Genomic DNA, 20,846 nt, shown 5'->3' on the forward strand with positions numbered 1-20,846 from the left:
CACCGTGGGTAGGCCACCGGGTGGGTGACCGTGACGAAGCCGGCCCCCCGACCGAGCGACCACCTGCCCATCTTCTGCCGAAAATCGACCAGGGAGCTGTCCTTGATACGACAGCAGCCAACCACGACCGCGACCACCATCACAGCACGAATCGCCCGATCAGGCGGGACGTCGGGCGGGCGGGGCAGGCCAGTGGGTCGGCGGGGTGGTCGACGGCGGGTCACCGACCAGCTCGACAAGGCGGGCCAGTCGACGTCGACCGACGATCCGGTACGCGGGCCCGCCGGCCGCCCCGTCGAGGAGCACTGCGGGCAGACCCAGTGCCGCCAACGCCGCCCCGACCGGCTCCCACGTCGACTCGTCGGGGCTGAGGCCGAGCAGGAACCCGGCCGGTTCGGCGCTGCCCGAGGCGGCCGACCAGAGCCGCAGCCGCCGACCGTCGAGGTGGAATCCGGCGGGTGGACGCTGCACACCTGCCCGCCGCCAGGCGGTGGCCAACGGTGCCAGGGTGCTTGCGTACGACGTCCGTACCAGGTAGCGGCCGTCGGGGGTCGGTTCCCAGGTCGCGGCGATCCCACGTCTGGCGAACTCGGCCACCAGCACGTGCACCCGCCAGGCCGCGTCGACCACCACCGACAACCGGGCGGTGCCGCCCATCCGCACCACCTCGCCCGGCCCGGCGAGCAGTCCGGCCAGGTCGGACACCGAGGGTTCCGCAGCCTCCGCGCCGAACAGCGACAACTGCCGACCCGGGTCGACGGGCTGGTCGACAGCCCGGTCGGGCGGGGTCAGCGACACTCCGGGACCTCGTCGAAGGCCTCTTTGAGCTCTTCGGAGTGGAGTCGGCTGGTGTCCAGGGCGCTGGCGTCGTAGTCCTGGTTGAGCTTGGCGACGGCGGCGCGGACCCCGTCGTAGAAGGCGGGCGGCTCGCCGGTGTTCAGCCCGTCGATGTTGTCCCGGGCCCGGCCGTAGGCGTCCCGGACCTTGCCCAGGGTGGCCTGGAATGCGGCGGCGACCTCGGCCCCCTGGTCGGCCTGGGGCACCCCGGCCTCGGCGACCTTCCGACGGGCGGTCTCGCTGGCCTGTTCCGCCCCGGAGAAGAGGCGCACCAGGTTCTCCTTTGCTTGGGCCGGGGTGGTCTGGGCGGTCATCTGCTGCTGGGTGCTGCTGGTCAGCCTGCTGATCTCCGCCCGCCAGGGGGCGAGGGCCGCGCAGACCGTCGACGCCCAGGCCCGTGCTCCGGGGCCGACCGCGCAACCGGCGGCGATCAGCAGTGTGGCCAGGACAGCCGTCATCTTCACGGCGGGGCTCGCCCGGCAGGTACGCATGCGATGCAGGGTACGGCCTCCGGCGCGGCCCGCCCCCGGTCAGGTTTGCCGGCGTACCGGGCTCGGGACCCCGACCGTGATCACCGGTCGGGGTCCCGAGGACCAGCTCTCAGGCGGTTACCCGCTCCGGCCGCTGGTCCGGACGTCCGGCACCGCCGCCGTCCGGGTCGGCGTCGGACATGGCGACCCCCTTGCGCTTGCTGAAGACCACCGCCGCGACGATGATCAACGTGGCCGCCACCGCGACGCCGATGCGCAGCGGGGTGTTCCGGTCGTCCCCGACGCTCCACGCCACCACAGCGGGGGCGATCAGCAGCGAGACCAGGTTCATCACCTTGATCAGCGGGTTGATGGCCGGTCCGGCGGTGTCCTTGAACGGGTCGCCGACGGTGTCGCCGATGACCGTCGCGGAGTGCGCCTCGGAGCCCTTGCCGCCGTACGCGCCGTCCTCGACCATCTTCTTGGCGTTGTCCCAGGCACCACCGGAGTTGGCCAGGAAGACAGCCATCAGGGTGCCGGCACCGATCGCCCCGGCCAGGTACGACGCCAGGGCACCCGGGCCGAGGCCGAAGCCGACGGCGATCGGGGCGAGGATGGCGAGCAGACCGGGGGTCATCAGCTCACGCTGAGCGTCCCTGGTGCAGATGTCGACGACCTTGCCGTACTCGGGGCGCTGGGTGCCGTCCATGATCCCGGGCAGCTCGCGGAACTGTCGGCGGACCTCCATCACCACCGCACCGGCGGAGCGGGAGACCGCGTTGACGGCGAGCCCGGAGAAGAGGAACACCACCGCCGCACCGATGATCAGGCCGACCAGGTTGTTCGGGTTCGCCACGTTCAGCGAGTTGAGGATCTCGGTGCCGACGTCGGCGACGCCCGCGTCCGCGTACGCGGTGCGCAGCGTGTCGGTGTACGACCCGAACAGTGCGGTGGCCGCCAACACTGCGGTGGCGATCGCGATGCCCTTGGTGATCGCCTTGGTGGTGTTGCCTACCGCGTCGAGTTCGGTGAGCGTCCGGGCACCGTGCTCGTCGATGTCCCCGGACATCTCCGCGACACCCTGGGCGTTGTCGGAGATGGGGCCGAAGGTGTCCATCGCGACGATCACGCCGACGGTGGTGAGCAGGCCGGTCCCGGCCAACGCCACAGCGAACAGCGAGAGGGTGATCGACCCGCCGCCGAGCAGGAACGCGCCGAAGACCCCGGCACCGATCAGCAGCGCCGAGTAGACGGCCGACTCCAGGCCGACGCTGATCCCGGCCAGGATGACAGTCGCCGCACCGGTCTGCGAACTCTTGCCGATGTCCTGCACCGGCCGCCGGGTGGTCTCGGTGAAGTAGCCGGTCAGCGCCTGGATCGCGGCGGCCAGCACGATACCGATGACGACCGCGCCGATGACGGTCCCGCGCGGGCCGAACGGCGGGTCGCCGCCGTCGAGGCTCAGCGTCGTCCGCCACTGCTCGCCGAGCTGGGCGGCCCAGGACGGCTGGAGGTACGCGAACGACACGATGGCCACCAGCACGGCGGAGATCACCGCGGAGAGGTAGAAGGCCCTGTTGATCGCGGTCAGCCCGTTGCGGTCCGAGGCGCGCAGCCGGGTGATGAAGACCCCGATGATCGCGACCAGGACCCCGATGGTGGAGATGATCAGTGGCAGGACCAGGCCGTCGTTGCCGAACGCGGCCCGGCCCAGGATGAGCGCGGCGACCAGGGTGACCGCGTACGACTCGAACAGGTCGGCGGCCATCCCGGCGCAGTCGCCGACGTTGTCACCGACGTTGTCGGCGATGGTGGCGGCGTTACGCGGATCGTCCTCGGGGATGCCCTGCTCGACCTTGCCGACCAGGTCGGCACCGACGTCGGCGGCCTTGGTGAAGATGCCGCCGCCGACCCGCATGAACATGGCCAGCAGCGCGGCACCGAAACCGAAGCCCTCCAGGACCGTGGGCGCGTCACCCCGGTACAGCAGGACGACCAGGGCCGCACCGACCAGGCCGAGGCCGACGGTGAGGAAGCCGACCACACCACCTGTCCGGAAGGCGATCTTCATGGCCGCCTCGCGGCCACCCTCCCGTTCCCGGGCGGCGGCGGCGACCCGCAGGTTCGCCCGGGTGGCCAGCCACATCCCGGCACCGCCGATGAATGCGCTGAACAACGCACCGACCACGAAGAACGCCGACCGGCCGAGCTTGACGAGGGTCTCGCTGCCGGCGGTGTCGTGCACCGGCAGCAGGAAGAGCAGGACCACCGCGACGACCACGAAGATGGCCAGTGTCCTGAACTGTCGCAGGAGGTACGCCGAGGCACCCTCCTGGACGGCCCCGGAGATCTCCTGCATGTTTGTGGTGCCGGTGCCGGCTGCCAGGACCGTTCTGGTCAGGGTGGCGGCGAAGACGAGTGCCACCAGCGCGACGACCGCGGCGATGACGACGTACGTCAGATTGGCACCGGTGAGGGAGAGCTCGCCACCCTGGGCGGCCAGAGTCCCGGACATCCATGTCCTCCTGAACCGTGCACGCGCGCGGCGGGTGGAGACGCACCGGCCCGCGCCCTGAATGCGGAAACGCAAGCCCGCTGACCTGTGACGACAGGGACAGCGACGAGCACCCATTCCCGCTGGCTGCGGGGCGGATCACTTGCTGACAACCCGGGTACTGTAGCCCTCCGTCGTGTTGGAGGTCACACCGAGGGGGCACCCACAGGTGATGATCTTCATCGCTGTGTTACGAGAGATTTTCTGATATAGGGGTCACCACAACGACACAGACCGTGTTCGACGAGCGAACACGGTCTGTGCGGGAAACTGAAAGGTCAGCGGGCGACCGGCCACACCATCCGTACCTCGGTGCCGACACCCTCGTCGACCGGGCGTACCTGGAGGTCCTCGACGAAACCGGCGAGCAGGGCGAAGCCCACACCGGTGGTCAGCGCCTCGTCGGTGAGGGACTCGTTCGCCAACTCGTCCGGCGGAAGGGCGGTGAGCCCGATGCTCGCCTCGATCGGAGCCCGATCCATCACCCGGACCGCGTACGACCCGTCGTCGGACATCTCCACCCGCACCGGATCGGGCAACCCGTACTGCCGGTGCAGGGCGACAGCCCGGGTGCACGCCTCACCGATGGCCAGCCGCACCTCGTCCAGCAGGTCCTCGCGTACCCCCGCCCGGCGGGCCACAGCGACCCCGACCAGACGGGCGGTGCGGACGTGCACCGGGGCGGGCGAGAAGGAGAGCTTGACCGTGGCCATCACGCGCCGGCGCCGGTCGAGTCGGCCTCGACCGCCGCCTCGACCGTCGGGAGCAGGGGAAAGACCTGGTCCAGCGCGGTGATCCGGAAGATCTTGAGCAGCGGCTCCTTGTCACAGACCAGGGCGAACGAGCCGCCGGCCGACCGCAGCCGCTTGAGCGCACCGACCAGCACCCCGAGGCCGGTCGAGTCGAGGAAGTCCACCCGACCCAGGTCGACGACGACCCGGCGGGCCCCACCGTCGATCAACTCCAGGAGTCGCTCCCGAAGGCGGGGGGCGGTGTAGACGTCCACCTCGCCGCCGACGGACAGCACCGTGTGCTCCCCCACGGAGTGGGTCGCCAGCGACAGCTCCATCGGTCCTCCTCGCAGAAGTCGTAAACTCCCCTGGGCATCTAACCATCCCCGCCGAGATCGGGCCCGCCGAGCATCGGCTGATCACTCCATACCCACCGGCCCCCACTCCGTACCCGGGGTCCGTGGGTCGATCTCCGAACACCAGTGCGAGAGTGCAGGACGTGACCCCCGCAGCCACCCGAGCCGGCCGCGAACGGGCGCCGGTGACGGCGCCCGCCGACCTGCTGCGCCGACTGCGGTCCCGCAACGCCACCGACCCGGTCACCCACGTCGAGCAGGTGCCCGCCCGCGCCGGGACGCCAGTGACCTGGCCCGACTGGGTTCCCGAGGAGCTTCGGGAGGCGCTGCGCCGACGGGGGGTCGAGGCCCCCTGGCGACACCAGGCCGAGGCGGCGCAGCTGGCGTACGACGGACAGCACGTGGTGGTCGCCACCGGCACCGCCTCCGGGAAGTCCCTGGCCTACCTGCTGCCGGCACTCTCCGCCCTGCTCGCCGACCCCCGGGCCACAGTCCTCTACCTGGCCCCCACCAAGGCCCTCGCCGCCGACCAGCTCCGCGCCGTCACCTCGCTGGAGCTGGAGGGGATCCGCCCCGCCTGCTACGACGGCGACACCCCCCGGGCCGAACGGGAGTGGATCCGTCGACACTCCCGCCTCGTCCTGACAAACCCGGACATGCTGCACCACGGCCTCCTGCCCGGCCACGCCCAGTGGTCCGGATTCCTCCGCCGCCTGACCTACGTGATCGTCGACGAGTGCCACACCTACCGGGGTGTCTTCGGCTCCCACGTGGCACACGTGCTGCGCCGACTGCGACGCCGGTGCGCGGCGTCGGGGCGTACCCCCGGATCCGGTCGGATCCCCGGGGCGCGCGGTCCCGCCGCCCTCCCCCGGCAGGGCGGCGGACCGGACCGAGGACCGGTGTTCCTGCTGGCCTCGGCGACCTCCGGCGACCCGGCGACCACCGCCGAACGGCTCACCGGGCTGCCGACGACAGCGGTGACCGAGGACGCCTCGCCGCGCGGCGGGGTCACCTTCGCCCTCTGGGAGCCGCCCCTGCTGCCGGCGGAGCCCGCCGACCCCACCGCCGGGGCCGACCTCACCCAGGTCCGCCGGTCGGCGCTGCGGGAGACCGCCGACCTGCTCGCCGACACGGTCGCCGAGGGGGTACGCACACTCGCCTTCGTCCGGTCCCGACGCGGTGCCGAGGTCGTCGCCGCCCACGCCCGCCGGTCCCTCGACGAGGCGGTACCCGGGCTGGGCCGCCGGGTCGCCGCCTACCGGGCCGGTTACCTGCGCGAGGAGCGACGGGAACTGGAACGGGCCCTGCTCGACGGTGACCTCCTCGGACTGGCCTCCACCAACGCCCTGGAACTCGGCGTCGACCTGGTCGGCCTGGACGCGGTGGTGATCTGCGGATGGCCGGGCACCAGGGCGTCGCTCTGGCAGCAGGCCGGTCGGGCCGGTCGCTCCGGGCAGGAGGCGCTGGCGGTCCTCGTCGCCCGCGACGACCCGCTCGACACCTACCTCGTGCACCACCCGGAGGCCCTGTTCGGGCGGCCCGTCGAGGCGACGGTCCTCGACCCGGCCAACCCGTACGTGCTGGCACCGCAGCTCGCCTGCGCCGCCGCCGAGGCCCCGCTCACCCCCGCCGACCTGGAGCTGTTCGGGACCGGGGCGAAGGAGGCGGTGGACTCCCTGGTCGCCACCGGTGCCCTGCGGGCCCGGCCCACCGGGTGGTACTGGCGACACCGGGAACGCCCCGAGGTGGACCTCCGGGGCGAGGGAGGAACCCCCGTCTGCGTGGTCGAGTCGGCCACCGGGCGGCTCCTCGGCACCGTCGACGGCTCGTCGTCGCACTTCCTGCTCCACCCCGGTGCGGTCTACCTGCACCAGGGCGTGTCGTACGTGGTCGACGAACTGGACCTGGCCGACGGGTGTGCGCTGGTGCACCCGGAGGAGCCGGACTGGTCCACCCACGCCCGGGACGTCACCTCGCTGTCGGTGGCGTCGGTCAGGTCGTACGTGGACGCCGGGCCGGTCGGGCTCTTCCTCGGCGAGGTGGACGTGACCAGCCAGGTGGTGTCCTACCAGCGACGACGGATCGCCTCCGGCGAGGTGATCGACACCCGACCGCTGGACCTGCCGACCCGGGAACTGCGGACCGTGGCGGTCTGGTTCACCGTCTCACCGCAGGCGTTGGCCGCCGCCGGAGTCGACCCGCCCGACGTCCCGGGTGCGCTGCACGCCGCCGAGCACGCCGCGATCGGGTTGCTGCCCCTGATCGCCACCTGCGACAGGTGGGACATCGGCGGGCTCTCGACGGCTGTCCACGCCGACACAGAGGCACCGACGGTCTTCGTCTACGACGGGCACCCCGGTGGGGCGGGTTTCGCCGAGCGGGCGTACGGCACGGCGGACGCCTGGTTGCGGGCCACCCGGGAGGCGATCGCCGAGTGCGGGTGTGAGTCCGGCTGCCCGTCCTGCGTCCAGTCCCCGAAGTGCGGCAACGGCAACAACCCGCTGGCCAAGTCGGAGGCGGTGCAGGTCCTCGACGTGGTCCTGGCCAACCTGTCTGACGCTCTCCGGCCGGTGGAGGACGCTCTCCGGCCGGTAGGAGACGGTGTCCGGCCGGTAGGAGACGGTGTCCGGCCGGTGGGGGAGGAATAGATCCGGGCCCAGCTGGGCACTGAGCCCGTGGGAGCGCTTCCATCGAAGATCGCGCACCCCTTACCATCGCTGACCCGCTGTCTTGCGCCGGAGGAGGAGCCGTGGCCGACACCATCGCCGAGACCGTCGACCTGCTCTACACGATCGACCAGGAACACCTCACCCCCGACCAGCAGATCGCGCTCGGTGCCGCGATGGCGGCGCTGGCCCAGGCGGAACGACTGGACCAGATCAGCGAGCGGCTACGCGGCATCCACCAGGTCCTCAACACCTTCGTCATGCGGGCCGGGGTCGACAGCGGACGCTGCTGACACCCCAGGGCGGGTGGCACTCCACGGCCTCGGGGTGGTCGGGGGCTCGCGGTGATCGGGGGACAACCATGGTTGCCGAGCTGTGTAAGACTCCGGCGCACCCTTCGGAGGAGACGTTCATGCAGCCTGACTTCTTGCAGAGCCAACACCAGTTCCACATCCGGCAGCGCATCCGGATGATGGTCAACCAGTACGAGGTGCACTCCGTCGGCCCCGACGGCGGTGAGGGTGGGCTGCTCGCGTTCGCGCAACAGAAGCGGCTCGCCTTCAAGGAACAGGTGACCCTGTACACCGACGACACGAAGCAGCAGCCCCTGCTCGGGTTCAAGGCCCGGCAGCGGCTCGACCTCGCCGCCACGTACGACGTCACCGACGCCGCCGGCACCCCGATCGGCCTGTTCCGCAAGGACTTCGCCCAGTCCCTGCTCCGCTCGACCTGGCACGTCGAGCAGCCCGGCCTGCCCGCCGTCACCGGTCAGGAGCGGAGCATGCCGGTGGCGGTGCTGCGACGCTTCGTCGACTCGCTGTCCTGGCTGCCGTACCACTTCGACTTCGTCGCCGACGGCCAGCCGGTCTTCTCCGTGATCAAGAAGTGGGGCCTGCGCGACAGGTACGTGGTGGAGATCCAGCACCCGCAGATCGACCGCCGCCTGGTGATCGCCATGGCGATCGCGCTGGACGCGTTGCAGGGCCGCTGACCGCCCCCGGCCGGGTGCCTCGCGTGTCGGCGGGGCACCCCGGCCCCCAGGTTCGACCGGCCCGCTCCGGGAGCGCAGGGCACCGGGGGTCAGGCTCGTACCGGTCCGGCGCGGGCGCTGATCCTCACCGTCCGGGTCAGACCGGGTAGCGCGGTCACCGTGACCTCCGCCGTCACCTGCACGTCCAGCCCGTCGACCCGGCAGTCGGCCAGCCGCCCACCGTTCGCCTCGGCCAGCGCCGAGGCGCGCCGACAGGCCGCCTCCGGCCCCTGGGCGACGGTCGCGGCCCCGGCGAGCGCCGCGAAGTCCGCCGCGATCCCGGCCCGCTGCCGGGCCATCCCGGCGGCGGCGACCGCCGCCCCGAAGGTCCCGCACACGACGAGGACCAAGCCGGCGGCGAGCACACAGACTGTCGCCCCGCCCCGGTCACCGTGCCTGCCGGAAGCCACCTCGAAACGGCAGCCGGACGACGCTTCGGAACAGCCGCCGGACGACGCCTCGGAAGGGCCTCCGTGCCCACCCGACAACGCCTCGGAAGGGCCTCCGTGCCCACCCGACAACGCCTCGGAAGGGCCGCCGGGCGACGTCGGGGGGCGGTCGACGGGCGGCGGGCGGTCAGGATGGTCTGCCGTCATGGGGAGACCTCCGGGACACCGGGTTCGACGGCGGCGACCACTGTCGCCGTCACGGTGAGCCTGGGTAGGCGGGCACCGAGGGTCCGGACCGGGGCGTGGACCGTCGCGGTCGCCACGTCGGCGTCGACCTCGACTGTGACCCGGGCACCGGTCGGGGCGACGCCCGCCCCCGCTGCCTCACCGTCGCCACCCCGGGCGGCGGCGAGCGCCGCCTCCCGGGCCGCGTTCGTGCAGGTGGCTTTCGTGGTCACCGCTTCGACGGCGGTGAGCCCGGTCAGCAGGAGCAGCAGGAGCGCCGGCAGGCCGGCCGCCAGTTCGGCGGTGAAGGAACCCCGGTCCCCGGTCACTGACGACACGACGCGCGGTACGGGTCGACGCGTACCGGCCTGCCGGCGCCGGATCACTGCAGGGCCCGGTCGATGACCCCGCCCAGCGCCGCCTGCACGCTGTCGGAGGTCAGCACCTTGAGCAGCAGACCGGCGAAGGCCACTGCGGCCAGTGTTCCCACTGCGTACTCTGCGGTGTTCATTCCCGCGTCCCCGCGCAGGCGGGCGGCGATTCTGCGCATGTCTTTCCCTTCTCGAAGGATTCCTCAGAGGACGTCGCCGAGGACGGCGACGATCACCGGCACCAGACCGGCGAGAATGAAGGCCGGCAGGAAGCACAGCCCGAGGGGCAGGACGATCAGCACGCCGGCCCGTCGGGCCGACGCCTCCACTGCCACGGATCGGTCGGCACGCAGGTCGTCGGCGAGCCGGGTGAAGGCACCGGTCAGTGCTGCTCCGCTGGTCGAGGAGCGGACCGCGGCGGCGACGAGCCGTTCGGCACCCGGGATCGGGGACAGGTACGCCCACGCCTCGTCGGGTTCACCACCGAGCAGCAGCGTCCGGCCGACCCGGCCGAGCCGCTCGCCCAGGGGACCGCCGAGCGCGTCGGCAACGGCCAGCACCGACCGGTCCACCGGGGCACCGGCCCGTAACACCGCCGCCAACAGGTCCGCAGCGAGCGGCAGGTCGGCGACCTCCTGAATCCGTCGCCGACGAACCGCCGGTGGCTCGATCCGACGGAGCAGACGGTCGAGCAGGAGCGCCGTGGGCAGCGCGCCGAGCCAGCCCAGCCATCCACCGACGAGCACCGCCACAGCCAGCCCGCCGAGGAGGGCGGCCAGCCGGATCCGGTCGGGCGGCCCCGTCCACGCGTACGCCGGGCGGGCGGCGGGACCGGGACCGGCCGGTGACTCGTCCCGGATGGCCTGCCGTCCGGTGCGGCTCCGACCGACGGCTTCCACGCTGCTCCGACCGGTGGCCACCACGCGGAGGCGACGCAGGCGGCGCAGCGGACGTCGGAGGGAGACCACTGCCAGTACGGTCACCAGCAGACCGGCCGTGCCGAGGAGAGCTGCGGTCGCCTGGGGCACTACCCGGCCCTCCCCGGCAGTGCGGTGAGCCGGTCGGCCCAGGCCAGGCCGACGGCCTGGAGGGCGACGGCGGCGAGCGTGCAGGCCGCCCCGATCGGCGTGTGCAGCAGGATCGCCACCGGGTCGACTCCGATGCCGTACCCGAGTCCGATGCCGCCGAGTGGCAGGGCGGCGAGCAGCCAGGCGGTCGCCCGCGCCCCTGCGGCCTGGGCCGCCGCCGAAGCCAGCCCCCGGTCACCGACCCGGGTGTCCGCCTCGACCCGTTCGAGCAGCTCGGCCAGGGGTGCGCCGGTCTGTTCGGCGAGGCGTACGGCGGCGACCGCCAACTGCTCGATCCGGTCGGTGCCGTCGGAGGTGTCGTCGCCGTCGGGGCGTAGGGGAACCGGGACTGGGAGGCCGGCCCGGAGGTCGGCGGCGAGACCGCAGAGCTGGTCCAGGCGTCGTCGGCGGTCCCGCTCTGCCCGCCGGGCGGCCTGCTGCCGCAGCAGGGCCCGCATCCCGAGGAGGCCGTAGCCGGCGACGGCCGCCGCCGCGACCGGACCGGCCAGCAGCAGACCGGTTCCGGCGGCGACGAGACCGGTGACCAGCATGGTCTGGCGCGGCGAGTCGACGACCCCACCGACGGCCCGGGTCAGCCGGGGACGCCAACCGGTCCCGGTGGCGACGTCGGAGGACTCTCCCGTGGGTGGGGCGCCGTCGGACGGCGGCCCGGCGGGCGCGGGCGACCGGGCAGGTCGGTGGCGGGCGGGCCCGGGGGTGGCTGCGTCGGCCCGCCGGGTCGGGGCGACCGACACCAGGGTCGGGGCGGCCGGGGGCACAGTCGGGACGGCCGGGGGCGCAGTCGTGGCGCGTCGGGCGGCCGGGCCGGGGGTGCGGGCCACCGAGGTGAGCGAGGGTGCGAGTCCTCCGCCGGCCGTCGGCCCTGGTGGTGGGGCGGTCGGCGGGGAGAGCGGGACACCGGGCCACACCCCCACCGACGGTGGTCGACGCGAGTCCCGCCGGTCGGGTGGGCGGGACGGCCCGGAGCGGCCGGGGCGGCGTGGACCGGGTGCTCCGGGCCGACCGAGCGGACTCGCCCCACCGATCGGGCCGGCCGAGGAGACGGGCGCGGTGACACGGTGGCCCGGCTGCGGGGGCCGACCAGCCGGTGACGGCGGTGAAGCGGCCGGTACGGACGGTGGGGTGACCGGTGTGGGCGGTGAAGCGGCCGGTGTGGGGTTCGATGGGGCGACAGGTGCGGGGTTCGGTGGGTCCTGGTCGGGGTCGAGGGGCGGCGTCCGGCGCAGCTCGGTGACCCAGGTGACGAGGGGGTCCGACGCTTCCCGCGCGGAAGGGTTGGCCTCCGGAACCGATGTCGTCCGGGACCGACCCCGGACGATCGCCCAGGTCGGCAGGGTCACCGCCAGGATCAGCACCACCGCCACCGCCCAACCTCCGGTGGTCATGCCGACCCCTGCCCGCCGGACGCGCCGAGCACCGTCGGGACCGGCACCTCCCGCGACCGAAGGAGTGCGGCGAGCGCCTCGGCCGCCGGGCCGGGGCCGTGCCCGCGTACCCAGGCGGGGACCGTGGTGACCAGCCGTTCCGGGTGCTGCGGAAGGAGCAGGCAGACCGACTCCAGGAGCCGTCCCCGGGCACCTCGGCGGACCTGGAGGACCACCTGGAGCGCGGCGGCGACCTGGGCGTGCAGCGCCGCCCGGGGCAGCCCGCCGAGCAGCCCGAGCGCCTCCAGCCGGGCCGGGACGTCGACCGGGGCGTTGGCGTGCAGGGTGCCGGCCCCGCCGTCGTGGCCGGTGTTCAGTGCCGCCAGGAGGTCGACCACCTCAGCGCCTCGGCACTCCCCCACCACCAGCCGGTCCGGCCGCATTCGCAGGGCCTGCCGGACCAGGTCGCTCAGCCCGACCGCCCCGGTCCCCTCCACGTTGGAGGTCCGGGCCTGGAGGCCGACGACGTGGGGATGCACGGGATGCAGCTCGGCGGCATCCTCGACCAGGACGATCCGTTCGGTCGACGGCACCAGGCCGAGCAGGGTGTTGAGCAGTGTGGTCTTACCCGAACCGGTCCCGCCGATGACCAGGTAGGCGAGGCGGGCCGCGACGACGGCGGCCAGCACCGGCGCCACCGGGGCGGGGACGGTTCCCTGGCGGACCAGTTCGTCGAGGGTGAACGGCCGTTGCCGGAAGGTCCGCAGGGACAGGTACGGCCCGTCGGTAGCCACCGGTGGCAGGACCGCGTGCAGGCGGGTGCCGTCGGGCAGTCGGGCGTCGACGTACGGGGCACTGTCGTCGAGGCGTCGTCCGGCACCGGCGGCGAGCCGCTGGGCCAACCGCCGTACGTCGTCGACGGTGCCCACCGGCACCGCCACCTGTTGCAGCCCTCGTCCCCGGTCCACCCAGACCCGAACTCCGTTCACGAGTACGTCTGTCACCTCGGGGTCGGAGAGCAGAGGGGCGAGCGGTCCGGCCCCGACCAGGTCGTCGTGCACCCGATCGGCGATCCGCAGCAACGCCGTGTCGCCGAGGACGGCGGCTGCGGGTTCGGCGCGTACCGCTGAGACGACGGCGGCGGCGGTCACCGGGGTGGCGTCGGCGGCGAACCGTTGGCGTACCCGGGCGGAGAGGGCCTGCGGGTCGGGACGTCCGCTCATCAGGCCACCCCCGCCGCCGTCGACTGGCCGGTCACCTCGGCGACGAGCCGTCGACACAGGACCGCGAGGGGTCCCCGTCCGGCGGCGGCCGGTGCCTCGCCCCGTTCCAGGCCACGACTGAGTGCCGGCTCGGGCCGGAGGGTCCCGGCCAGGGGCAGGCCGAGCACCTTCGCGATCTCGGCCGACTTCAGGCGGCCGGGTGCCGGACCGCGCACGATCACCGACAGGCTGGCGCAGTGTGGGGCGGCGACGGCTACCACCCGGGCCGCTGCGGCGGTGGCCCGCAGCTCCGCCGGGACGACCAGGTACGCCTGGTCGGTGGACTGGAGGGCGATCACGGCGGCGTCGTCGAGTTGCCGGGGCAGGTCGACGACGACGTACTCCCGCCCCCGTCGAGCCGCGTCGAGGGCGGTGGCCATCGCCGGGGCGGGAAGGTTGAGCAGCTCACCCCGATCCCAGGAGAGGACCACCAGGTCTCCCCGGCTGGGCAGGGCACCCACCAGGGTCGGCGGGTCGACCCGCCCGTCTGCGTCGGTGAGTGCCGGCCATCGCAGTCCGGCCAGCTGTTCCCAACCGAGGACCAGGTCCAGCCCGCCGCCGAGCGGATCGGCGTCGATCAGGAGGGTCCGCAGGCGCGCTCGGGCGGCGGTCACCGCGAGCCCACCGGCGAGGACGCTCGCCCCGGCACCACCCCGCCCGCCGAGCACGGCGACGACCTGACCGGTCGTGAGGGCCTGACCCGGGGCACACTCGGCGAGCCGGTCGACGAGCCACGGTTCGGCGGTGGGCAGGGTGGCGACGTGCTCGGCGCCGACCAGTTCGGCGACCTCCCAGCCGGGGTCCAGCTCGCCGGTGCGGCCGACGAGCACCAGCCGGGGTCGACGGGGTAGCCGGGCCCGTAGACAGGCCTGCGCCTGGTCGCTGCCGACCAGGACCAGTGGGGCGGGCTGCCAGCGGGCTCTGGCAGCCGCCGGGTCGGCGGCGACGTCGACCTCGGTGCCACCTGCGGCGGCGAGCCGCAGCAGGTTGTCGAGGAGGTCACCGTCGCCGGTCACGACCAGTGGTCGCCGGGACGGCGCAGCGGTGGTACGGGGCGGCATCGCGGCCTCCAGCGGGTGCGGGTGACAGGAGCCCCACCCTGACGCCGGAGTCGGTCACGTCGCCGCCCGCAGATGCCGGCCTGTGGATAACTTCGTCGGCTGTGGACAACAACCACGACGGAAGTGGATCTGGTATGACGCTGAGTCGTCGCTTAGGATCACCAGGCCAGGGCGGTGGCCGACCTCGCCGCCCCTGACCACACGTTCAGCTTCTTCGAGCCGACCCTGACGACGCAGGGCGGCACACCGGATAATCGGGATCGGGGTTCATGGCGGATTCACCGCACGACGCTCGCGCCGACTCGCACCCACCGCACAATGACCGGACTCCGATCCGGGGCAGCCACCCGGTTCCTCGGGTCCCGCCGTCGCTGTTCCTGCCCCCGGCCCCCGGGCCCCGGGCCTTCCTGACCGCCGCCCCGGCCCGAGCCGTCGAGCCGCGCCCCCACCTGCCCGTACCCGTGATTCCGGCGCCGGCGCTGCCGCCCCGACCGATCCAGTCACCCGCCCCCCTGGTTCGGTTCACAGTCGACACCATCGAGTCGCCGGTGGTCACGGCGGCCACGCCCGGTGGCGATCCCACCGGGAAACCGTCGGGGGCCGAGTCGGAGCGGGGTGGCCTGGACCTGGTGCCCGCGCTGGTAGCCGTCGGGTTGCTCGCCGCCGTGGCGATCGGGCTGCTGCCCTTCGTCACCGCCCCGAAGCAGTCGGATGCCCCACCGGCCTCCGACTCGCCGATCGCCATCGTCGGCACCCAGTCCCTCGCCCCGACGACGATGGCGGCAGAGCCGTCGTACCCGCCCGTCGACTCGGCGCGCGCACCGTCACTGTCCACCCGGGCCCCGCAGCCGTCCCCCACCCCGTCCGCGTCGCCCACCACCCGGCCCGCTGTCGAGTCGGCTGCGGCGTCGCCCTCCGCGACCCGGGAGGCGGCACCGCCGACCACCCGGCCGCCGGCGAGCACCAGCCCGAGGCCGTCGGCCACGACCAGGCCGCCGGCACCTTCGAAACCCGAGCTCGCGGCCCTGTCACCGATGCGGGAACGGTCACTGCGCTCGGTCGACGGCGGTCAGGTGACGTACGTCGAGTTCGTCAACCAACGGCGCCATCCGGTACGCATCTTCTGGCTGGACCACGGCGGGAACCGGCGGTACTACCAGACCATCGAACCGGGGCAGACCCACCGGCAGCACACCTTCGTCGGGCATCCCTGGTTGGTCACCAACCGGCACGGGTGGGGGTTGGTCTGCTTCGAGCCGGGGCGGACGACCTCCGTCGCGATCATCCGCTGACCGTGGTGGCCCGGGTCGGACGACCCGGGCCACCGTCGTCCTACCGGAACCGGAAGTACTCCCAGTCACTCGTCGACGTCGAGTTCCGGGTGGTCGCGGTGAGCGTGGCCCGCACCCGGTACTTCACCCCGGTCGCCCGGGAACCCGTCCAGGTGTAGGTGACCTGGCTCGACGAGTTCACAGTCCGGCACTTGCCGCTGGTCACCGTCTTCCACTTGCCCGACCGGTGCGCCTGCACCGTGTACTTCACGCAGGCACCCTTGTTGTTCGGCGACACCCACGTCTTGGTCACCGGGTTCGACTTCTTCTCGAAGACCCGGTACGAACCCGACTTAGTGTAGGACGGCTTCACCACCGACGAGGTCATCATAGCCTTCGACGTGATCGTCCGGGAGGCCGACGCCGGCGCGTACCGGTGGTCGCCGGTGAAGGTCGCGGAGAAGACCGTACGCCGGTTCACGAGCATCGTGGTGGTCAGCTTCCCGGCGGAGTTCACCTTCCCGCACTTGAGCTGGAACTTGGACTCCCCGTGCTGCTGGGCGTGCAGACAGACCGACCGGTTGGTGTACGTCGTACCCAACTGGGCGGTGACCGTAGCCTTCCCGCCGAAGGAGTAGTTGGCGGCGTTCGTGGTGACCTTCAACGACGTGGCGGCCCGAGACACCTGCACCGTCGCCGACCCACTCGACCCCGCGTGCCGCCGGTTCCCGGTGAGGGCGACGGGTCCCGCTGACTATGCTGCGGGGCCGATAGCTGGGCAGCGGTGGGCGGCGCGAAAGGGACGACCCCCGTCGGGGGGTGACGGGGGTCGTCGGGTGGTTCGGCTCCGGGGGGGTTGAGCCGAACCTGCTCGGTAGTCACGGGGGGTGCGACCACCGAGGGTCTGGGCCGGGGCAGAGAACCCGGAAACTTGTCTTGCGGACAAGCATGCCTGAGCACGGCGTACACGTCGAGTGGCGTTACCTCCACTCCCTGCGAATTCCCACTCGCTCAGTGTGACGACGGTCACTGGTCAGGGTGATATTCTGACTCCTTTCCGCACTTCGTGGTCGGCACCCCACCCCGGACCGCCGCCGAGGCTCGACGATCGGGCTAGACTTTCGCGCCGTGGGCCGAGGTGCCGCTTTTTTCGATCTGGACAAGACCGTCATCGCCAAGTCGAGCGCGTTGGCGTTCGGTCGGCCGTTCTACCGGGACGGGCTGATCACTCGCCGTGACGTGGTCAAGTCGGCGTACGCGCAGCTGATGTTCCGGCTGGGCGGGACCGACGAGCAGACGATGGCCCGGACCCGGGACTATCTGGCCACCCTGTGCAAGGGCTGGCAGGTGGACCAGGTCCGCCAGATCGTCGCGGAGACCCTGCACGAGCTCATCAACCCCTACGTGTACGCCGAGGCCGCCGCCCTGATCGAGGAGCACCAGGCCGCCGGACGGGACGTGGTGCTGGTCTCCGCCTCCGGCGAGGAGATGGTCCGGCCCATCGGGGCGCTGCTCGGCATCACCGACGTCATCGCCACCCGGATGGCTGTCGAGGACGGCCGGTACAGCGGTGAGGTGGAGTTCTACGCGGCCGGGGCGAGCAAGGTCGACGGGGTCCGTGAACTCGCCGCCGAGCGGGGGTACGACCTGGCCGACTCGTACGCCTACTCGGATTCGTACAGTGATCGGCCCTTGTTGGAGTGCGTGGGTCACCCGACGGTGGTCAATCCGGACCGGGCGTTGCGCAGGCTGGCCGCCGAGTGCGAGTGGCCGGTGTTGGAGTTCCGCAACCCGGTGCCTGTCGGTCGTCGGCTGCGGGACCGGCCCGCCGTTCCGGTGGCTGCGGCGGCGCTCGGCGTCGGGGTCGGCGTGGCGATCGGGATCGCCTGGTACGGGCGGCACCGCCGCACCAAGGTCGCCTCCGCCTCCTGACGGTCGGTTCGCTGCCGGTTGGGGTGCTCAGGCGGCGGCGAGGACCTCGTCGCCGATCTGGGTGAGCTGGTCGGCTCCGACCTCGACGGCCGTCAGGCAGTGTCGCAGCCAGGATCGCAGGCCGTCAGGGGTGCCGGTGGCGAACGCGCCTGCCGCACCGACGTACTCCGGTTCCCGTTCGGCGTGGCCGACGTCGACGGGGAGCAGGCCGCGCGGGTCGAACCCGCTGGCGATCAGGACGAGCCGGGCGGCACCCCGGGCCACCACCGGGGCGGGTCCGGGGAACGGCCGCAGCGCCAGCAGCTCGCCGTGCACCACGGCGGCCAGGACCAGCGGGTCGACCGACGTCCCGCCGGTGACCAGGGCGGCCAGGCCGTCCAGTCGGGCACCGACCACCGGGTCGGCGACCGGACGCCCCAGGTCCTCTGCGGGTACGACGTCGCGCGCGGCGAGCACGTGCAGCTTGGCCAGCACCTGTCGGGGTGCCGTCGGCCACCGCTCGGCCAGCCCGGGGACGGCCCCGGCGACCCGGAGGGCGCCCTGGAGGACCGGGTCGGTGACGGTGCCCGCCCGGACCGCCTCCCGCTCGTGGGCCTGCCCCTGGAGGGCGGCGCTGGCCACGGCGGACCGCAGGCTCACCTCGGCGACGACCTGGCCGCCGTGCCGGCGCAGGGCGCGGTGCCAGAGGGCCTTGTCGAACCGGTCGCGGGCCCGGGCGACGGCGGGGGCGATGTCGGCGAGTTCGAGCAGCGGGGCGAGCGGGTCGGCGGTCACCCCGCCACGCTAGCGAAACCCCCGGCCCGGCCCCCCGACCCCCGCGCCCACCTCGGACCGGAGCCGGCCGGCCCGCGGAGCCGGAAAAGGCTGGAAGGGGACGACAGGGAACCCTTCCCTACAGTTCGGCGCGGTGTGGGGGCCGCTCGGCGCGACTGGCGGCGTACGGGTCGCCCGACAGGGGGTACCCGGTTAACCTCAGCGTCATCGAGATCCAGGTCACGTCGGCGGAGAAGGAGTAGGGCATGAGTGGTGAGGCACTGGCCAACCTGCTGAACGAGACGAGGCAGTTCCCGCCGCCGGCCGAACTCGCCGCGCACGCCAACGTGACCGCCGGGGCGTACGAGGAGGCGGCCACCGACAGGTTGGCCTTCTGGGCCCGCCAGGCCGAGCGGCTGACCTGGTCGAAGCCGTGGGACACGGTGTTGGACTGGTCGAACCCGCCGTTCGCGAAGTGGTTCGTGGGCGGTGAGCTGAACGTGGCGTACAACTGCCTTGATCGGCACGTCGAGGCGGGCCGGGGCGACAAGGTGGCGATCCACTGGGAGGGCGAGCCGGGTGACACCCGGACCCTGACCTACGCGGACCTGCACCGGCTGACCTGTCAGGCGGCGAACGCGCTGACCGCGTTGGGGGTGGGCGCCGGTGACCGGGTGGCGATCTACCTGCCGATGGTGCCGGAGGCGGCGGTGGCGATGTTGGCCTGCGCCCGGATCGGTGCCACGCACAGCGTGGTCTTCGGTGGCTTCTCGGCCGACTCGTTGAGCAACCGGATCCAGGACGCCTCGGCCAAGGTGGTGATCACCGCCGACGGCGGGTACCGGCGGGGGAAGCCGTCGGCGTTGAAGCCGACTGTGGACGAGGCGGTGGAGAGGTGTCCGTCGGTGGAGGCGGTGCTGGTGCTGCGCCGTACCGGTGAGGAGGTGGCCTGGACGGCGAAGGACCACTGGTGGCACGAGACGGTGGAGACCGCTCCGGCTGAGCACGCGGCGCAGCCCTTCGACGCCGAGCACCCGCTGTTCATCCTCTACACCAGTGGCACGACGGCCCGGCCGAAGGGCATCCTGCACACCACCGGTGGCTACCTGACCCAGACGTCGTACACCACCCACGCGGTCTTCGACCTGAAGCCGGAGACGGACGTGTACTGGTGCACCGCCGACATCGGCTGGGTCACCGGGCACTCGTACATCGTGTACGGCCCGCTCAGCAACGGCGCCACCCAGGTGATGTACGAGGGCACCCCGGACACCCCGCACAAGGGCCGGTTCTGGGAGATCGTCGACAGGTACGGGGTGACGGTCCTGTACACCGCGCCGACCCTGATCCGGACGATGATGAAGTGGGGCGAGGAGGTCCCGGCCGGCTACGACCTGTCCTCGCTGCGCCTGCTGGGCAGCGTCGGCGAGCCGATCAACCCCGAGGCGTGGATGTGGTACCGGCAGCACGTGGGTCGGGGTGAGCTGCCGATCGTGGACACCTGGTGGCAGACGGAGACCGGGGCGATGATGATCTCCCCGTTGCCGGGGGTGACGGCCGCGAAGCCGGGCAGCGCGATGGGTGCCCTGCCGGGGGTGGTCGCCGACGTGGTGGACGACCAGGGTCAGTCGGTGCCCGACGGCGGGGGCGGCTACCTGGTGCTGCGGGAGCCGTGGCCGTCGATGCTGCGGACGATCTGGGGTGACGACAACCGGTTCGTCGAGACGTACTGGTCCCGGTTCGGTGCGGGGGTGGGTGCCGGCGACGAGTGGATCTACTTCGCCGGGGACGGGGCGAAGAAGGACGGCGACGGTCATCTCTGGCTGCTCGGTCGGGTCGACGACGTGATGCTGGTGTCGGGGCACAACATCTCCACCACCGAGGTGGAATCGGCCCTGGTCAGCCACCCGTCGGTGGCGGAGGCGGCGGTGGTCGGGGCGACCGACCCGACGACCGGTCAGGCCATCGTGGCGTTCGCCATCCCCCGGGGGAACGCGGAGACCTCCGGTGCGGCGGGTGAGCAGCTGATCGTCGAGTTGCGTAACCACGTGGCGAGGACGTTGGGGCCGATCGCCAAGCCCCGGCAGATCATGCTGGTGCCGGAGCTGCCCAAGACCCGGTCCGGCAAGATCATGCGCCGGTTGCTGCGGGACGTGGCGGAGAACCGGTCGCTGGGCGACGTCACGACGTTGCAGGACTCCTCGGTGATGGAGCTGATCTCCTCGGGGATGCAGGGCGGCAAGTCGGACGACGACTGACGAATCTCCGATCCCGGCCATACCAGTAGGTGAGTGGCGGTCCGTACCTGGACCGCCACTCATCGCTTTTGCGGGAAATCCGAAATCCCCGTTTCGGCGGACGCAGAGTCAGGTGACCGACACCGACCGTCCACCCGCGCTGCGGCCTGGGCAGATGTGACGGAGTGCGACCGGGCACCCAAATTCTTGCAACAAATCGACGTGTCCTTCTTCCCACGCGTCCCA

20 protein-coding genes are annotated in these 20,846 nt (G+C 72.6%); 6 read left to right on the plus strand and 14 right to left on the minus strand.

Features of this window, described 5'->3' with window-relative positions:
- Positions 1-159: 159 nt before the first annotated feature.
- The 5 genes from ABT336_RS00500 to ABT336_RS00520 all read right to left on the minus strand — a co-directional run bounded on the left by ABT336_RS00500 (position 160) and on the right by ABT336_RS00520 (position 4,930).
- Positions 160-798 carry a hypothetical protein gene (locus ABT336_RS00500; protein WP_350894309.1) on the minus strand — a complete coding sequence of 213 codons (639 nt, stop codon included), beginning with the start codon at positions 796-798 and terminating at the stop codon, positions 160-162.
- Positions 789-1,328 (minus strand): hypothetical protein, encoded by a 540-nt coding sequence (locus ABT336_RS00505; protein WP_350894310.1) that lies wholly within the window; start codon positions 1,326-1,328, stop codon positions 789-791. The genes ABT336_RS00500 and ABT336_RS00505 overlap by 10 nt, the downstream gene beginning before the upstream one ends.
- Positions 1,329-1,437: 109 nt before the next feature.
- Positions 1,438-3,822, minus strand: coding sequence for a sodium-translocating pyrophosphatase (locus tag ABT336_RS00510; protein ID WP_350894311.1), 2,385 nt, complete (start codon positions 3,820-3,822; stop codon positions 1,438-1,440).
- 317 nt (positions 3,823-4,139) lie between these two features.
- A complete protein-coding gene (locus ABT336_RS00515) occupies positions 4,140-4,577 on the minus strand; it encodes an ATP-binding protein (protein WP_350894312.1) in 438 nt (145 codons plus the stop codon).
- Positions 4,574-4,930, minus strand: coding sequence for an STAS domain-containing protein (locus tag ABT336_RS00520; protein WP_350894313.1), 357 nt, complete (start codon positions 4,928-4,930; stop codon positions 4,574-4,576). Before ABT336_RS00520 ends, ABT336_RS00515 begins: the two co-directional genes overlap by 4 nt.
- 80 nt (positions 4,931-5,010) lie before the next feature.
- Between ABT336_RS00520 and ABT336_RS00525 the strand changes: the two genes are divergently transcribed.
- The 3 genes from ABT336_RS00525 to ABT336_RS00535 all read left to right on the plus strand — a co-directional run bounded on the left by ABT336_RS00525 (position 5,011) and on the right by ABT336_RS00535 (position 8,608).
- Positions 5,011-7,599 (plus strand): DEAD/DEAH box helicase, encoded by a 2,589-nt coding sequence (locus ABT336_RS00525; protein WP_502891070.1) that lies wholly within the window; start codon positions 5,011-5,013, stop codon positions 7,597-7,599.
- Positions 7,600-7,700: 101 nt separating this feature from the next.
- Positions 7,701-7,910, plus strand: coding sequence for a hypothetical protein (locus ABT336_RS00530; protein ID WP_350894315.1), 210 nt, complete (start codon positions 7,701-7,703; stop codon positions 7,908-7,910).
- A 119-nt stretch (positions 7,911-8,029) separates the two neighbouring features.
- Positions 8,030-8,608: an LURP-one-related family protein gene (locus ABT336_RS00535; RefSeq protein WP_350894316.1), complete on the plus strand. Its 579-nt coding sequence runs from the start codon at positions 8,030-8,032 to the stop codon at positions 8,606-8,608.
- An 89-nt stretch (positions 8,609-8,697) separates the two neighbouring features.
- Here the strand turns inward: ABT336_RS00535 and ABT336_RS00540 are convergent, their stop codons facing one another.
- The 7 genes from ABT336_RS00540 to ssd all read right to left on the minus strand — a co-directional run bounded on the left by ABT336_RS00540 (position 8,698) and on the right by ssd (position 14,362).
- Positions 8,698-9,057, minus strand: coding sequence for an Rv3654c family TadE-like protein (locus tag ABT336_RS00540; protein WP_350894317.1), 360 nt, complete (start codon positions 9,055-9,057; stop codon positions 8,698-8,700).
- Between the two features lie 182 nt (positions 9,058-9,239).
- On the minus strand, positions 9,240-9,599 hold the full coding sequence (locus ABT336_RS00545; protein WP_350894318.1) for a TadE family type IV pilus minor pilin: 360 nt from the start codon (positions 9,597-9,599) through the stop codon (positions 9,240-9,242).
- A gap of 44 nt (positions 9,600-9,643) precedes the next feature.
- Positions 9,644-9,811 (minus strand): DUF4244 domain-containing protein, encoded by a 168-nt coding sequence (locus ABT336_RS00550; protein ID WP_350894319.1) that lies wholly within the window; start codon positions 9,809-9,811, stop codon positions 9,644-9,646.
- Positions 9,812-9,835: 24 nt separating this feature from the next.
- Positions 9,836-10,531: a type II secretion system F family protein gene (locus ABT336_RS00555; protein ID WP_502891071.1), complete on the minus strand. Its 696-nt coding sequence runs from the start codon at positions 10,529-10,531 to the stop codon at positions 9,836-9,838.
- A gap of 128 nt (positions 10,532-10,659) precedes the next feature.
- Positions 10,660-11,628 carry a hypothetical protein gene (locus ABT336_RS00560; RefSeq protein ID WP_350894320.1) on the minus strand — a complete coding sequence of 323 codons (969 nt, stop codon included), beginning with the start codon at positions 11,626-11,628 and terminating at the stop codon, positions 10,660-10,662.
- A 473-nt stretch (positions 11,629-12,101) separates the two neighbouring features.
- Positions 12,102-13,307, minus strand: coding sequence for a TadA family conjugal transfer-associated ATPase (locus ABT336_RS00565; protein ID WP_350894321.1), 1,206 nt, complete (start codon positions 13,305-13,307; stop codon positions 12,102-12,104).
- The gene (gene ssd / locus ABT336_RS00570) at positions 13,307-14,362 is read right to left on the minus strand and encodes a septum site-determining protein Ssd (protein WP_350894392.1); all 1,056 of its coding nucleotides are present in this window, start codon (positions 14,360-14,362) and stop codon (positions 13,307-13,309) included. The genes ABT336_RS00565 and ssd overlap by 1 nt, the downstream gene beginning before the upstream one ends.
- A 314-nt stretch (positions 14,363-14,676) precedes the next feature.
- On the opposite strand from ssd, the gene ABT336_RS00575 reads away from it, so the two are divergent.
- Positions 14,677-15,699: a VHL beta domain-containing protein gene (locus tag ABT336_RS00575; RefSeq protein ID WP_350894322.1), complete on the plus strand. Its 1,023-nt coding sequence runs from the start codon at positions 14,677-14,679 to the stop codon at positions 15,697-15,699.
- A gap of 40 nt (positions 15,700-15,739) precedes the next feature.
- Here ABT336_RS00575 and ABT336_RS00580 read toward each other — a convergent pair whose 3' ends face one another.
- On the minus strand, positions 15,740-16,369 hold the full coding sequence (locus ABT336_RS00580; protein ID WP_350894323.1) for a hypothetical protein: 630 nt from the start codon (positions 16,367-16,369) through the stop codon (positions 15,740-15,742).
- 437 nt (positions 16,370-16,806) lie between these two features.
- Here ABT336_RS00580 and ABT336_RS00585 point away from each other — a divergent pair, with 437 nt between their 5' ends.
- Complete coding sequence (locus tag ABT336_RS00585) at positions 16,807-17,610, plus strand: HAD family hydrolase (RefSeq protein ID WP_350894324.1); 804 nt, start codon at positions 16,807-16,809, stop codon at positions 17,608-17,610.
- A 27-nt stretch (positions 17,611-17,637) separates the two neighbouring features.
- Here ABT336_RS00585 and ABT336_RS00590 read toward each other — a convergent pair whose 3' ends face one another.
- Positions 17,638-18,384, minus strand: coding sequence for a Fic family protein (locus ABT336_RS00590; RefSeq protein WP_350894325.1), 747 nt, complete (start codon positions 18,382-18,384; stop codon positions 17,638-17,640).
- Positions 18,385-18,629: 245 nt separating this feature from the next.
- On the opposite strand from ABT336_RS00590, the gene acs reads away from it, so the two are divergent.
- Positions 18,630-20,621, plus strand: coding sequence for an acetate--CoA ligase (acs, locus tag ABT336_RS00595; RefSeq protein WP_350894326.1), 1,992 nt, complete (start codon positions 18,630-18,632; stop codon positions 20,619-20,621).
- Positions 20,622-20,846 lie beyond the last annotated feature (225 nt).

Source organism: Micromonospora sp. NPDC000207, assembly GCF_040300925.1.
Taxonomy (GTDB): Bacteria; Actinomycetota; Actinomycetes; order Mycobacteriales; family Micromonosporaceae; genus Micromonospora.